Raw genomic sequence first — 13827 nt, forward strand, 5'->3', positions numbered from 1 at the left:
CGCCACTAGCGTGGAGGGATGACCCCGACCGCACCGTCCCCGACCGGCGTCCGACGCCGGCGGGGCGGTGCGGTCGTCGTCGGGGCGCTGGTGGCGCTCCTGCTGGGAGGGTCCGTCGACGGCACGCGCCTCGCCGCGGTGCCGTCCGAGCCGCAGATCGTCCGGCTGTGGACCTTCCTCCAGCCGGGCCCCGTCGCGGCCGACTTCGACCCGGGCGACCTGATCTCCGACGAGGTCTTCTTCGCCGGCGACGCGCTCGGACCGCTCACGGTGCAGGCGTTCCTCGACGCCCGCGTCCCCGACTGCGCGGGCGGGCCGGTGCCGTGCCTGCGCGACTACGCCGAGGACACCGCGGCGATCACGGCCGACGAGCAGTGCGATGCGCTGCCCGCCGGACGCGACGTCCCGGCCGCGGAGATCATCACCTCGGTCGCCGGCGCGTGCGGCGTGAATCCGGCCGTCCTCCTGGTGCTGCTGCAGAAGGAGCAGTCGCTCGTGACCGATCCGGAGCCGAGCGAGCGGCAGTTCCGCAGCGCCACGGGCTACGGCTGCCCGGACACCGCGGACTGCGACACGGACTCCTACGGCTTCGCCGCGCAGGTGTACGGAGCGGCGTGGCAGTTCCAGCGCTACCGGAATCCGGACTCGAGCTTCGACTGGTACCCGGTCGGCGCGGCCGGCGACGTCCGCTACTCCCCGGACGAGTCCTGCGGTACCGCCCCGGTGACGATCGCCAACGCGGCCACGGCGGGTCTCTACTACTACACGCCGTACCAGCCGAACGCGGCGGCGCTCGCGAACCTCTACGGCGAGGGCGACGACTGCTCGGCCTACGGGAACCGGAACTTCTGGCGCATCTTCAGCACCTGGTTCGGCGACCCCCGCGGCTGAGCCGATCGTCTCGAGCCGGCTCGGCATGACGGACGTCAGGCGGCGACGGGGGCCTTCGGGCGCAGGCGCTTCACGGAGACGCCGGCCAGCTCGCCGAGCTCGGCCATGCTCGCGGCGCCGTGCCGCCGGGCCGCGTGCACGACGATCGCGGCGCACGCCTCGGCGTCGGCCGACGCGTCGTGGTGGCGGAAGTCCTCGAAGCCCGCGGCCATGGCGACGACGGGGAGGCGGTAGGAGTCGAGCTCGTACGTCTTGCGGGCGAGCTGCAGCGAGCAGAGGTAGTCGTACTCGGGGTGCTCGAGGGAGGTCGCCGCGCAGGCTGCGCGGATGACGCCCATGTCGAAGCCGGCGTTGTGCGCGACGAACACGTCCTCGCCGGCGAAGGCCGCCAGGTCGGCGAACTGGTCGACCCAGGAGGCGGCGGCGTGCACGTCGTGCTTGCGGATGCCGTGGATCCGCGTGTTCCACTCGAGGAAGTCGTCGTACCCCAACGGCGGGCGGATGAGCCAGCCGGCGCGGTCGACGACGCGGCCGTCGCGGACCTTGACGAGCCCGACGGAGCAGGCGGAGGCCCCGTGCGAGTTGGCGGTCTCGAAGTCGATGGCGGTGAAGTCGATGGGCACGCTCCAGCCTCTCACGCACCTCCGACGCCGCCGGGAGCGTCGCGCGCGCGTCGCCCCGAGCGGGCGGGAGCACCCGCCGGCCGCGGGCGGGCGCCTCCCGTTCCTCCGCGCCCCGCCCGCCCGGCCCTTCCGCCGCCACGCCGTAGGATGGATGCCCGTGGCTCTCACTATCGCAATCGTCGGTCTCCCCAACGTCGGCAAGTCGACGCTCTTCAACGCACTGACCAAGAACACGGTGCTCGCGGCGAACTACCCGTTCGCGACGATCGAGCCGAACGTGGGTGTGGTGAACCTGCCCGACTCCCGCCTCGAGGTGCTCGCCGGGATCTTCGGCTCCGAGCGCATCCTCCCGGCGCCCGTCTCCTTCGTCGACATCGCCGGCATCGTGCGCGGCGCGTCCGAGGGCGAGGGCCTGGGCAACAAGTTCCTCGCGAACATCCGCGAGGCCGACGCGATCGCGCAGGTCATCCGCGGCTTCGAGGACTCCGACGTCGTCCACGTCGACGGCAAGGTCGACGCCGCCAGCGACATGGAGACGATCAACACCGAGCTGGTCCTCGCCGATCTCCAGACCCTCGAGAAGGCCGAGGCCCGCTACGAGAAGGAGCTCAAGGGGAGGAAGATCGAGCCGATCGTGGTCGAGACCGCGAAGAAGGCGCGCGAGTTCCTCGACCAGGGCAAGCCGCTGTCGGCCTCCTCGATCGATCTGGAGCCGATCCGCGAGCTGGGCCTGCTGACCGCCAAGCCCTTCATCTACGTCTTCAACGTCGACGAGGCCGTACTGACCGACGACGCCCGGAAGGCCGAGCTCGCGGCCCTGGTCGCGCCGGCGAAGGCGATCTTCCTCGACGCGAAGATCGAGTCCGAGCTGATCGACCTCGACGAGGCCGACGCCGCCGAGATGCTCGAGTCGACCGGCCAGACGGAGTCGGGCCTCAACCAGCTCGCGACCATCGGCTTCGACACCCTGGGCCTGCAGACGTACCTCACGGCAGGCCCGAAGGAGACGCGCGCCTGGACCATCGGGAAGGGCTGGACCGCGCCCCAGGCCGCCGGTGTCATCCACACCGACTTCCAGAAGGGCTTCATCAAGGCCGAGATCATCTCGTTCGACGACCTCGTCGAGACCGGCTCGATCGCCGAGGCCCGCGCGAAGGGCAAGGCCCGCATCGAGGGCAAGGACTACGTCATGCAGGACGGCGACGTCGTGGAATTCCGCTTCAACGTGTAGGAAGACCGAGCTCGGCTCGTGGCGCCCGGTTCGCTCGGATCCCCGGATCCGCGAGCCGGGCGCTTCTGCACGGAGGTGCGGGATCGCCGACCCCGGGGGTCCGACACGAGGCCGGTCACGTCCCCGGACGTCCGCTCCGCCCGTCAGTTCAGCACGTCGCCGATCAGCCAGCTCGACAGCCCGACGAGGGTGCAGACGCCGACGACCACCCAGGCGACGGTCCGGCGGACCGAGCGGGAGACCGCCTCCGAGCTGCGGGGAGTGGGACGCAGCGGCGGCGTGTACGCGGGCGGTACGGAGTAGGTCTGAGCCGGCGGGAGGAGTCGGGGGAGGGTGACCGGACGGCCGTCGACCCACTCGGCGGGCAGCTCCGCGGCCTTCGCGGCCTGCAGCGTGAGCTCGACCTTCAGCGGGGATCCGCGGAGGGAGGCGTAGGCGGCGGGGGTGAGGCCGAGGCTCGCGAGGTGGCGGAGGGTCGGGGTGAAATCCGCCGAGAGGGTCGGGGAGAGCTCGCCCACCCGCTCGCCGTCGAGACGGAGCTCGACGAGGTCGCCCGCCGGGTGCAGGGTCACCAGCAGCAGGCCGCGGCCGCTCGCCGGAACGACCGACGAGAGGCGGGCGAAGTGCTCGTCCTCGCGCAGGACCGGCAGGCCCCGCGACCAGGGGAGGATCGAGTGGCGCTCGACGGGCGGCTCGTTGAGCGGCACGAGCAGCTCGGGGGCGACGAGGGCGACGCGGAGGACGGCCCGCAGGCCCTCCTCGCCGCGCTCGACCCGGAGGCGCGCGGTCGTGACCGGGACAGCTCCGCTCGCCACGACCCGGTCGAGAGCGGCCCGGTGGGCGGAGGCGTTCGGCAGGTAGCCGAGGACGCGGCCGCCGACCCGGACCGAGACGGCGTCGAGGCCGGTGGGGTGGTCGGGCTCGGGGATCAGGTCGACCTCGAGGGTCCGCTCGTCGATCTCGCCCTGCTCGAGCGTGCGGCCGATCAGATCGGCGATCTCCTCGATCCGCTCGGCCTCGGCGAGGGCGTCGACGCTCGGGGCGCCGTCGGCGTTCGGGAGGCGGTAGACGACGCGCTCCGTGACGGGGGTGACGGGTGCGTCCCGCACCATCGCGGCACTGTACTGCGCGGAGCGGCGCGCCCCGGTGAACCGCCTGCCGTCCCACCAGCGCATCTCGGCCGCACCGGCCTCGTCGCGGTACCAGCCCGCCGGCGCACCCTCGTCCATCGACCCCCCCCGTTCCTCCGGCGAACGAGTCTACGAGGAGGGCGGGAGCGTCAGAGACCCGGGTCCGTGGCGGCGGGATCCTCGGGGGCGAGCGCGGCCGCGGGCTCTCCCGAAGCGGGGCCGCTCCACGCACCGGACTCGTGCGCTCGAGGGCCGGCGATCCACTCCAGAGCCTCGCGGACGAGCATCCGGACGTGACGCGCGTGGCCGATGGTGACGGGGGCGGGATCCTCGAGAACCTCGAGCAGGCGGTGCAGCACGGCACGGCTCTGCAGTCGTGTCATGGGCCTCACGGTAGGGGCCCGGTCGCTCGGACGGTAGTGCCGATCCGCGACAGCGCACCCGTCTAGGCTCGCCACATGATTCGTCTCGACGGTGCCGTCGTCCTCGTCCTCGGAGCCTCGGGCGGCCTCGGCCGCCTCCTGGCCGATTCGCTGGAGGCGCGCGGTGCCGTCGCGGTGCGCTCGGGGCGCGACTCCGCGGCGCTCGGCGAGGCACCCCTGGTCGCCGACCTGCGCGGGGAGGACGAGCCCCGGCGCGTGGTCGCCGAGGTGCTCGAGCGGCACGGGCGCCTCGACGGCGTCGTCGTGGCCGCGGGCGTCGTGGCCTTCGGGCCGTCCGCCGAGCTCGATCCGGCCGTTCTGGAGGAGCTCGTCGAGGTGAACGCGCTGGCGCCGATCCGGGTGCTGACCGCCGCGCTGCCGTCGCTCGTCGCGTCGGCGGGCGAGGGGCGCGAGCCGTTCGCGCTGACCATCAGCGGCGTGGTGGCGGAGGCTCCGACCGCGGGCCTCGCCGCGTACTCCGCCTCGAAGGCGGCACTGCACTCCTTCGTGAAGGCCTCGGCCCGCGAGTACAAGCGGGCGGGCGTCCTCCTGCTCGACGCGCGCCCCGGCCACACCGAGACCGAGCTGTCCCGGCACCCTCTCGCGGGAGACGCGCCCCGCTTCGGCGCGGGTCTGGCGCCGCAGGACGTGGTCGACCGGCTGCTCGACGCGGTCGAGGGCGGCGAGACCGACCTGCCTCCTGCGGCGTTCACCGGCTGACGCCGTCCCGAGACGAGGCGGAGCCGGTCGATCCTCGCGGGAACGCACCGGATCGAGCACTGCAGCCTCGGTCGCGTACAGCCGTCGTGGTCAGCCTGCGCGTCCGGCGGCCGGGTCCGCGATCGGCGCGGCAGCCTGTCCGACCGTCCTCCCCGCAGACGCGGGGATACCCGCCGTTCACCGGAGCGTCGCACGGGCGCACTAGCGTCCCTCCGTGCCCGACACCGCCGATGACGCCCTCCGTCCCACTCCCGAGCTGCTCCGCACGCTCACGCCCGCCGACGCGCGGGACCTCGTCGTGCTGGACGAGGACGACGACGATCCGGTGCTCCTGCGCCGCGACGGCACGCAGGTCGACACCTGGCGCGAGGGCTACCCCTACGACGAGCGGATGTCGCGCGAGGAGTACGAGGCGGGCAAGCGCCTCCTCCAGATCGAGCTGCTGAAGCTGCAGAACTGGATCAAGAAGCACGGGCGCCGACTCGTGGTCGTGTTCGAGGGGCGCGACGCCGCGGGCAAGGGCGGCACCATCAAGCGCTTCACCGAGCACCTCAACCCGCGCGGAGCCCGCGTGGTCGCGCTCGAGAAGCCGACCGAGCGCGAGGCCGGTCAGTGGTACTTCCAGCGCTACGTCTCGCACCTGCCGGCCGCCGGCGAGATCGTCCTCTTCGACCGCTCCTGGTACAACCGGGCCGGCGTGGAGCGCGTGATGGGCTTCTGCACGCCGGCGCAGTACGACGAGTTCATCCGCCAGACGCCGCTGTTCGAGCGGATGCTCGTCGGCGACGGCACCGACCTGGTGAAGCTGTGGTTCTCGGTCTCGGCGGAGGAGCAGCGCACCCGGTTCACGATCCGCATGATCGACCCCGTGCGCCAGTGGAAGCTCTCGCCGATGGACCTCGCCTCGCTCGACAAGTGGGGCGACTACACCGCGGCCAAGGAGGCGATGATGGCGGCGACCGACACCGCCGACGCTCCCTGGACCATCGTGAAGAGCAACGACAAGAAGCGCGCCCGGCTCGAGGCCATGCGCTACGTCCTGAGCCTCTACGACTACGACGGACGCGACGAGGAGGTCGTGGGCCCGCTGGGTCCGGACCCGCTGATCGTCGGATCGGCCGCGGACGTGTACGAGCGCGGCGAGCACGCCGCGACGAGCTGACCGGGGGGACGGACATGGGGGAGTCGGGGATCGGCGCGGAGCTGCCGGGGGTGCACCTGCGCTGGCTGGCGCTCGACGAGCAGACGCTGGACGCCGAGCGGCTGCTGCCGCTGCTGAGCGACGAGGAGCGCGAGCGCTACGCCGGCACGGTCGCCGCGTCGGCGGCCGAGCGCTTCGTCTTCGGGCGGGTGCTCCTGCGGATGCTCGCGGCCGAGCTCACGGGGACGCGCGCGTCGGAGGTCCGGGTCGTCGCGTGCTGCCCGCGCTGCGGGGGCGCGCATGGCCGGCCGCGGCTGGAGGGACGCGGGATCGCGCTCGAGCTGCTGTCGGTGAGCATCGCGCACTGCGCGGGCGCCGTCGTGGTCGCGGCGAGCAGCGCCGGTGCGGTCGGCGTCGATGTGGAGCCGACGCTGGGCACGCCCGAGCGCGGGGAGCGGATCACGCGCATCGCCGGGGCGCCCTTCGCCACGGGCGGGATGCGCCCCGCCGACCCCGTCCTGCACTGGACCCGGATCGAGGCCGCACTGAAGGCGGACGGTCGCGGGCTCGAGCTCGACCCGCGCCGGGTGCACGTGCACGAGTCGCACCACGCGGCGGAGGCGCGGATCGACGGCGTCCGCTTCCGGCTGGCCGAGCCGCAGCTGGACCCCGCGCTGCGGGTCAGCGTCGCCCTCGGGCCGATGGGGGACGCGGGCGCCGGGCCCATCATCGGCTGGCGGCGCGAGCACGGCGACGCGCTCGCGGACTCGCTGGTGTCAGCGCCGGGACGGTAGCGGCGGCAGCTCCTCGTCGAGGAGCCAGGCGTCGAGCAGGTCGTCCACGCCCTCGCCGAGGACCTCGGTGCAGAGCTCGCGGAACTCCTCGTCGGTGACGGCGGCGGAGGCGTAGCGGGACGTCCACTCCCGCAGCAGCCGGAGGAAGGGCTCGTCGCCGACGGTGAGCCGCAGCGCGTGCAGGGTGAGCGCGCCGCGCTTGTAGACGCGGTCGTCGAAGAGCGCGACCGGCCCCGGATCGGCGAGCACGAGATCCTGCGCCGCAGCCCGCAGCACCGCGTGGTGGCGGCGGGCGCAGGCGTCGGCGGTGGCGCGGCCCGACTCCTCCGACCACAGCCACTCCGCGTAGCAGGCGAACCCCTCGTTGAGCCAGATGTGGCGCCACCGGGCGATGCCCACGCTGTTGCCGAACCACTGGTGCGCGAGCTCGTGCGCGATGAGGCGCTCCGAGCCGCCGCGGCCGTCGGCGTGGTTGGCGCCGAACACCGCCATCGCCTGCGCCTCGAGCGGGATCTCCAGCTCGTCCGCCGTGACGACGACGCAGTAGCGGGCGAAGGGGTAGGGCCCGAACAGCCGCGTGAACAGGGCGAGCATGCGCTCGAGCGGAGCGAAGTCGTGCGCGACCCGAGCGGCCAGGGCGGCGGGGCGGGCGAGGGTCACCGCGACGCCGGCGAGCACGCGCTCCTCGATCGCGTAGCGGCCGATCTGCACCGAGGCGAGGTACGCGGCGCTGGGCTCGCGCTGCTCGTAGAGCCAGGTGCGGCGGCCGGAGCGGGCGCTCGAGTCGATGAGCACCCCGTTCGCGAGCACGGCGTAGCCCTCCTCGGCGGTGACGCGCAGGCGGTAGGGAGCCTTCTCGGCGACGTCGTCGTTGCAGGGGAACCAGGTGGAGGAGCCGGAGGGCTGCGAGGCGACGAGCACCCCGTCCTCCAGCTCCTCCCAGCCGAGCTCGCCCCAGTGGGTGGCGCGGGGGGCGGGGTGGCCGCTGTACTCGATCTCGACGTCGACGCTCTCGCCGGCGGCCAGCGGCTCGGCGGGGGACACCCGCAGCTTGTGCGGCGCCTGCTCGTGGCGGGCGCGGCGTCCGTCGATCCGGACGCGGGACACGCGGAGCCGGGAGAGGTCGAGGGAGAACCGCCGGAGCGGCTGCAGCGCGACGATCCGCAGCACGGCCCGGCCGGCCAGGCGGTTGGAGGCGACGCGGTAGTCGAGGTCGAGGTCGTAGGCCTCGACGCGGTAGCCGGTGTTCCCGATACCGGGGACGTAGGGGTCGCCGGCGGTCTCGAGCCCGGTCAGCGCGGGGCTCACGCGACGGGCGCGTGGTAGTCGGCGACGCGCACCTCGCGCCACGGGCCGATCGGGTTGCCGCTCCAGCGGCTGCCCGCGGGCACGAGCTCCCCCCGCATGACGAGCGAGGCCGGGCCGACCGTGCCGTGCTCGGCGATCCGCGCGGCGGGGAGGATCACGCTGTGCGGGCCCAGGGTGGCGCCGGCGTCGAGGCTCACGAGATCCATGCTCATGATTCGATCATGGAACAGGTGCGTCTGCACGACGCAGCCCCGGTTCACGGTCGCTCCGTCGCCGAGCGAGATCAGATCGGCCTCGGGGAGCCAGTAGCTCTCGCACCAGACGCCGCGTCCGATCCGGGCGCCGAGGCTCCGCAGCCACCAGACCAGCGCGGGAGTGCCCGCGGCGGCGTGGGCGAACCAGGGCGCGGCGACCATCTCGGTGAAGGCGTCGGCCAGCTCGCTCCGCCAGACGAACGAGGACCACAGCGGCTGCTCGCTCGGCTCGACCCGCTGGATCAGGATCCACTTCGCGGCGGTGGAGACGGCCGCGGCGACCGCCCCGGCGGCCAGCAGCACGACGCCTCCCACGAGCGCGGCGAGCACCGCCCCGAGCGTCTGGATCAGCGCGAGCAGTCCGGCTACCACGCCGAGGCCGATCGCGACCGAGACGACCACCGGGACGAAGCGGCCGAGCTCCCACGCGATGCGGGCCGCGCGGAGTCGGCGGGCCGGGCGGAAGGTGCGCGCCGACTCCGCCTCGACGACGGTGCGCCGCAGCCGCACGGGCGGTGAGCCCAGCCACGACGAGCCCGCCTTCGACTTGCGGGGCGCGGAGGAGAGGACGGCGACGAGTCCGCCGGCGGGCACGGTGTGGCCGGGCGCGGCCATGCCGGAGTTGCCGAGGAACGCGCGCTCGCCGATCTCGGCGCGGGCGAGCCGCATCCAGCCGCCGCCGAGCGCGTAGGAGGCGACGAGCGTGTCGTCGGCGAGGAACGCGCCGTCGCGGATGGTCGTCATCGCGGGCAGGAGCAGCACCGTCGAGGCCTCGACGTCGCGTCCGACCTTCGCGCCGAGGAGCCGCAGCCAGACCGGGGTGAACAGGCCCGAGTAGAGCGGGAAGAGCAGGACCCGCGCGGAGTCGAGCAGCCGCTCCGTCGACCAGACCTGCCAGCCGATCCGACCGCGCACGGGGTGGGTGCCGGGCTCGACGCCCCGGCCGAGCAGGCGTACCAGGACGACGACGAGAGCGGCGAGGACGACTCCGGAGACGGCGACGGCGGGCACGAGGGCGGCGAGAGCGGGCCCGAGCGCGGCGCCGAGGCCGGCCGAGCCGCGCACGGCGGCGGTCACGACGGCGAGCCCGGCCGCGAGGGCGAGGACCGGGACCGCCGCGAGGCCGACCGCGGACGCTCCGTACGCCCAGACCCAGCCCGGGCGGCGCGCCGGGCGCTCCGAGGGGAACCCGGCGTTCGCCCTGCCGAGCCGCTGGGCGGGGGATCCTCCCCAGCGCTGCCCGGCCGGCACCCGCCCGAAGACGGCCGATCCCGGCTCGATCTGCGCGTGCTTGCCGATCCGGGCGCCGGGGAGGAGCGTGCTGCGCGCGCCCACCGTGCTGCCGGCGCCGACCCGGACGGCACCGACGCGCAGGACGTCGCCGTCGATCCAGTAGCCGGAGAGGTCGACCTCGGGCTCGATCGCGGCGCCGCGCCCGAGCGTGAGCATCCCGGTCAGCGGAGGGAGGGAGTGCAGGTCGACGTCGTCGGCGATGCGGGCGCCGAGCGCGCGGGCGTAGTAGGCGACCCAGGGCGCGCCCGCGAGGCTCACGGCCTTGAGCTGGAACGCGATCTGCTCGGCCAGCCAGAGCCGGAGGTGCACGCTCCCGCCGCGCGGGTGGTCTCCGGCTCGGATCCCGCGCAGCAGGGTGCGCGCGGCGAGGACGGTGAGCCCCATCCGCCCGAACGGCGTGAGGAAGAGCGCGAACGCGGGGATCAGCGCGGCGAGCGGAGCGGTGGGCAGCCAGCCGAACCCCGGCACCAGGTCGAGCACCGCGGTGACGGTGAGGATCGCAGTGACCCAGCGGGCGCTGCCGACCACGAGCAGCGGTGCGCCGAGGAGGGTCTGCAGCACGCGCATCCTGAGGGGGACCGGCGCGATGCGGTGAGCGGACACCTCCGCAGTGCCGGTCGAGCGGCTCTGGATCTCGGCGGCCATCGCCGCGAGACGCGGGTGGGCGTAGACGTCGGCGACCGTGAACTCGGGGTCGCGCTCGCGGATCCGCGCGACCAGCTGGGCGGCGGCGAGGGAGCCGCCGCCGAGGTCGAAGAAGTTCGCCCGCTCGTCGACCGGCACGCCGAGCACGTCGCGCCAGAGGGCGGCGAGCCACGCCTCCTCGGGGTCGAGGGAGGCGTCCTCGGTCGTGCCCACGGCGAGCGGCCAGGGGAGTGCGGCGCGGTCGACCTTGCCGGAGACGCGGGTCGGCAGCTCCTCGACCACGGCCAGCAGCGGCACGAGGGATGCGGGCAGCTCCTCACGCAGGCGGGCGAGCGCCGCGTCGCGGTCGAGCTCCCGGCCGCCGGCGAGGGCCAGGTAGCCGACGAGGACCTGGTTGCCGGCCGCCGTGGTGCGGACCGCGGCCGCCGCCCCCGAGACTCCGGGGAGCGCCTGCAGCGCCGCCTCGACCTCGCCGAGCTCGATCCGCCGACCGCCGAGCTTCACCTGGTCGTCCGCGCGCCCCTGGAAGATCAGGCCGGCGCTCTCGAAGCGCACCAGGTCGCCGGAGCGGTAGGCCCGCTCCCAGCCCAGGAGCGGTGCCGGCGCGTACTTCTCGGCGTCCTTGACCGGGTCGAGGTAGCGCGCGAGCCCGACCCCGCCGATGACCAGCTCGCCGACCTCGCCCTCGCCGACCCGCTGCCCGTCCGCGTCCACGACGGCGAGCCGCCAGCCGTCCAGCGGCAGCCCGATGCGCACCGGGGGAGGCCCGCCGAGGGGCGCGGCGCAGGCGACGACGGTGGCCTCGGTCGGCCCGTAGGTGTTCCAGACCTCGCGGCCCTCGACGGCCAGGCGCTCGCCGAGCTCCGGCGGGCACGCCTCGCCGCCGAAGATCAGCAGGCGGACGTTCTCGAGCGACTCCGCGGGCCAGAGCGCCGCGAGGGTCGGCACGGTCGAGACCACGGTGATGCCGTGCGTGGTCAGCCAGGGGCCGAGGTCCATGCCGCTGCGGACCAGCGAGCGGGGAGCGGGGACGAGGCAGGCGCCGTGCCGCCAGGCGAGCCACATCTCCTCGCAGGACGCGTCGAACGCGACCGAGAGACCGGCCAGCACCCGGTCCCCGGGGCCGAGCGGCTCCGCCTGGAGGAACAGGCGCGCCTCGGCGTCGACGAAGGCGGCGGCGGAGCGGTGGCTGACCGCCACTCCCTTGGGGGTTCCGGTGGAGCCGGAGGTGAAGATGATCCAGGCGTCGTCCTCGAGCGAGGGCGGCTGCAGCAGAGGGATCGACGCCGTGCTCGGGTGCGGCGCGCTCGCGGTGAACAGGCGCGCGGCCGGCTCGTCGGCGCCGGTGCGCTCGAAGCGGCCGGAGCCGGTGATCACGCCGCGGACGGCGGCCTCGCCGAAGACGAGGCGCGCCCGCTCCTCGGGGTCGTCCGCGTCCACCGGGACGTACGCGGCTCCCGCGGCGAGGACGGCCAGGATCGCGAGGTAGAGCTCGCGGGAGCCGCTGGGCATGCGGATCCCGACGCGGTCGCCGCGTCGGACCCCTGCGGTGGTGAGCTCGCCCGCGAGCTGCACCGTGCGGGCCAACAGCTCCCGGTAGCTGAGCGCTCCGGCCGGGTCCTCCAGCGCGGAGGCGTCCGGGTGGCGCTCCGCGGTGTCGCGGAGGACATCGACCAGCGTGCGGGGAGGAGGGGTGGCCGCTCCGGCGTCGAGCACGTCCTGGGGGCCGGCCGTCTCGGTCACGTCTCGTCTCCGTCCCGGCCGCGCGATCGGGAGCGCGGCGGCCGGGGCGACACCGTAGGGAGGCGGGGTGACGCGGAGGTGAACAGGCGGGGTCGGCCCGCCCGGCTCAGTGCGCCATCGGGAGCGGCGCGTCCGACTCCGCCGGGCGGCGGACGAAGAACGCGGCCACGATCGCGACCGTCGCGATCGACGCGCCCCACAGGAACGCGGAGTGGATGCCGCCGGCGTAGGAGGCGACCTCGTCGGCTCCGCCCTGCGCGAGCTCCGCCGACCGGATCGAGAGGACGGTGACGAACAGCGCCGTGCCCGCCGCGCCGCCCAGCTGCTGCACGGTGCCGATGATCGCGCTGCCGTGCGAGTAGAGCGAGGGGCGCACCGAGCCGAGGCCGGCGGTGAACAGCGGCGTGAAGACGAAGGCGAGGCCCAGGCTGAGGGTGACGTGCAGCGAGAGGACGAACCAGGGCGACGAGTCCGCCGCGAGCAGGGTGTACCCCCACAGTGCGCCGGCGACGACGATCGAGCCGGGCACGAGCAGCACGCGCGGGCCGAAGCGGTCGTAGCCGCGGCCGACGAACGGCGCGAGCAGGCCCATCAGCAGGCCGCCGGGGAGCAGGAGCAGCCCGGTCTCCAGCGGAGTGAGGCCCAGCACGTTCTGCGTGTAGAGGGGCAGCAGGATCAGGGTGCCGAAGAGCGCCGACATGCTGACCGCCATCATCGCGATGACGATGGTGAAGTTCGCGGAGGAGAAGGTCCGGAGGTCCAGCAGGGCCCGGTCGGTGCGCTGCAGCAGCAGCTGGCGCGCGATGAAGCCCGCGAGGCCGAGGCCCGCGACGACGAACGGGATCCACGGCGCGACGACCGCGGCTCCGCCCTCGCCGAGGCTCGACAGGCCGTAGACGAGGCCGCCGAAGCCGAAGACCGAGAGGACGACCGAGAGCGAGTCGATCGGGATGGAGCGGGGCTCGGTGACGTTCTCGACCTTGCGCAGGCCCAGGAGCAGCGCGCCGATCGCGATCGGCAGCACGATCCAGAACATCCAGCGCCAGCCGAGGAAGTTGAGGATGACGCCCGAGATCGTCGGTCCGACGGCCGGAGCCACCGAGATGACGATCGAGATGTTGCCCATCATCCGGCCGCGGATCGCCGGGGGCACCAGCGTCATCACGGTCGTCATCAGCAGCGGCATCATGATGGCCGTGCCGCCGGCCTGCACCACGCGGGCCGCCAGGAGGACCGCGAAGGTCGGGGCGAGCGCGGCGGTGAGCGTGCCGAGGCTGAAGAGGATCATCGCGGCGGCGAAGAGCGTGCGGGTGTGCAGCCGCTGGATCAGGTAGCCCGTGATCGGGATGACGACGGCCATCGTGAGCATGAAGGCGGTCGAGAGCCACTGGCCCACGTGCGCCTCGACGTCGAAGTCGCGCATGAGGTCGGGCAGCGCCACGCTCATGATCGTCTCGTTGAGGATCACGACGAACGCCGACACCAGCAGGAGGCTGATGACCAGGCGGCTGCGCGGCTCGAGGGTCGTGGCGGCGGCGGGTGCGGCGGGCCGCGCGGCGGGAAGGGTGCTGCGCTCGGTCACAGGTGTTCTCCGGTCGTGAGGGGGATCGGTGTGAGGGGCGCATCGACGGC

At 74.1% G+C, this 13827-nt stretch carries 11 protein-coding genes; 5 read left to right on the forward strand and 6 right to left on the reverse strand.

Annotated features, from left to right (window positions below; translation table 11 throughout):
• The first annotated feature begins 18 nt into the window (after positions 1 to 18).
• The gene (locus C5C46_RS02460) at positions 19 to 891 is read left to right on the forward strand and encodes a hemagglutinin (RefSeq protein WP_104225530.1); all 873 of its coding nucleotides are present in this window, start codon (positions 19 to 21) and stop codon (positions 889 to 891) included.
• Positions 892 to 926: 35 nt separating this feature from the next.
• Here C5C46_RS02460 and C5C46_RS02465 read toward each other — a convergent pair whose 3' ends face one another.
• On the reverse strand, positions 927 to 1514 hold the full coding sequence (locus tag C5C46_RS02465; protein ID WP_104224410.1) for an exonuclease domain-containing protein: 588 nt from the start codon (positions 1512 to 1514) through the stop codon (positions 927 to 929).
• A 157-nt stretch (positions 1515 to 1671) separates the two neighbouring features.
• Between C5C46_RS02465 and ychF the strand changes: the two genes are divergently transcribed.
• The gene (ychF, locus tag C5C46_RS02470) at positions 1672 to 2745 is read left to right on the forward strand and encodes a redox-regulated ATPase YchF (protein WP_104222958.1); all 1074 of its coding nucleotides are present in this window, start codon (positions 1672 to 1674) and stop codon (positions 2743 to 2745) included.
• 143 nt (positions 2746 to 2888) lie between these two features.
• Here ychF and C5C46_RS02475 read toward each other — a convergent pair whose 3' ends face one another.
• The gene (locus C5C46_RS02475; RefSeq protein ID WP_104225531.1) at positions 2889 to 3974 is read right to left on the reverse strand and encodes a DUF2510 domain-containing protein; all 1086 of its coding nucleotides are present in this window, start codon (positions 3972 to 3974) and stop codon (positions 2889 to 2891) included.
• Positions 3975 to 4024: 50 nt separating this feature from the next.
• The gene (locus C5C46_RS02480; protein ID WP_104222960.1) at positions 4025 to 4258 is read right to left on the reverse strand and encodes a hypothetical protein; all 234 of its coding nucleotides are present in this window, start codon (positions 4256 to 4258) and stop codon (positions 4025 to 4027) included.
• A gap of 75 nt (positions 4259 to 4333) precedes the next feature.
• Here C5C46_RS02480 and C5C46_RS02485 point away from each other — a divergent pair, with 75 nt between their 5' ends.
• The 3 genes from C5C46_RS02485 (at position 4334) to C5C46_RS02495 (ending at position 6952) form a co-directional block, all read left to right on the forward strand.
• Positions 4334 to 5017 carry an SDR family oxidoreductase gene (locus C5C46_RS02485; RefSeq protein ID WP_104225533.1) on the forward strand — a complete coding sequence of 228 codons (684 nt, stop codon included), beginning with the start codon at positions 4334 to 4336 and terminating at the stop codon, positions 5015 to 5017.
• 301 nt (positions 5018 to 5318) lie between these two features.
• Positions 5319 to 6179 carry a polyphosphate kinase 2 gene (gene ppk2 / locus C5C46_RS02490; protein ID WP_258059302.1) on the forward strand — a complete coding sequence of 287 codons (861 nt, stop codon included), beginning with the start codon at positions 5319 to 5321 and terminating at the stop codon, positions 6177 to 6179.
• A gap of 14 nt (positions 6180 to 6193) precedes the next feature.
• The gene (locus tag C5C46_RS02495) at positions 6194 to 6952 is read left to right on the forward strand and encodes a 4'-phosphopantetheinyl transferase superfamily protein (RefSeq protein WP_104222962.1); all 759 of its coding nucleotides are present in this window, start codon (positions 6194 to 6196) and stop codon (positions 6950 to 6952) included.
• On the opposite strand, the gene C5C46_RS02500 is transcribed toward C5C46_RS02495, so the two are convergent.
• The 3 genes from C5C46_RS02500 to C5C46_RS02510 form a co-directional block, all read right to left on the reverse strand.
• Entirely contained in the window at positions 6935 to 8260 is a 1326-nt protein-coding gene (locus tag C5C46_RS02500) for a M1 family metallopeptidase (RefSeq protein WP_258059266.1), read from the reverse strand. The two genes, C5C46_RS02495 and C5C46_RS02500, sit on opposite strands and share 18 nt — an antisense overlap.
• Positions 8257 to 12195 (reverse strand): Pls/PosA family non-ribosomal peptide synthetase, encoded by a 3939-nt coding sequence (locus C5C46_RS02505; RefSeq protein ID WP_258059267.1) that lies wholly within the window; start codon positions 12193 to 12195, stop codon positions 8257 to 8259. The genes C5C46_RS02500 and C5C46_RS02505 overlap by 4 nt, the downstream gene beginning before the upstream one ends.
• Before the next feature lie 106 nt (positions 12196 to 12301).
• Positions 12302 to 13777 (reverse strand): DHA2 family efflux MFS transporter permease subunit, encoded by a 1476-nt coding sequence (locus C5C46_RS02510; protein ID WP_104222964.1) that lies wholly within the window; start codon positions 13775 to 13777, stop codon positions 12302 to 12304.
• Between the last annotated feature and the right edge of the window lie 50 nt (positions 13778 to 13827).

Source organism: Rathayibacter sp. AY1E6 (genome assembly GCF_002931115.1).
In the GTDB taxonomy this organism is placed as follows: Bacteria; Actinomycetota; Actinomycetes; order Actinomycetales; family Microbacteriaceae; genus Rathayibacter.

Bases quoted from the DNA above. Each gene is read 5' to 3' on its own strand.
- C5C46_RS02475 (WP_104225531.1), bottom strand. From the start codon at position 3,974: ATGGACGAGGGTGCGCCGGCGGGCTGGTACCGCGACGAGGCCGGTGCG.
- C5C46_RS02495 (WP_104222962.1), top strand. From the start codon at position 6,194: ATGGGGGAGTCGGGGATCGGCGCGGAGCTGCCGGGGGTGCACCTGCGC.
- C5C46_RS02460 (WP_104225530.1), top strand. From the start codon at position 19: ATGACCCCGACCGCACCGTCCCCGACCGGCGTCCGACGCCGGCGGGGC.
- C5C46_RS02485 (WP_104225533.1), top strand. From the start codon at position 4,334: ATGATTCGTCTCGACGGTGCCGTCGTCCTCGTCCTCGGAGCCTCGGGC.
- C5C46_RS02480 (WP_104222960.1), bottom strand. From the start codon at position 4,258: ATGACACGACTGCAGAGCCGTGCCGTGCTGCACCGCCTGCTCGAGGTT.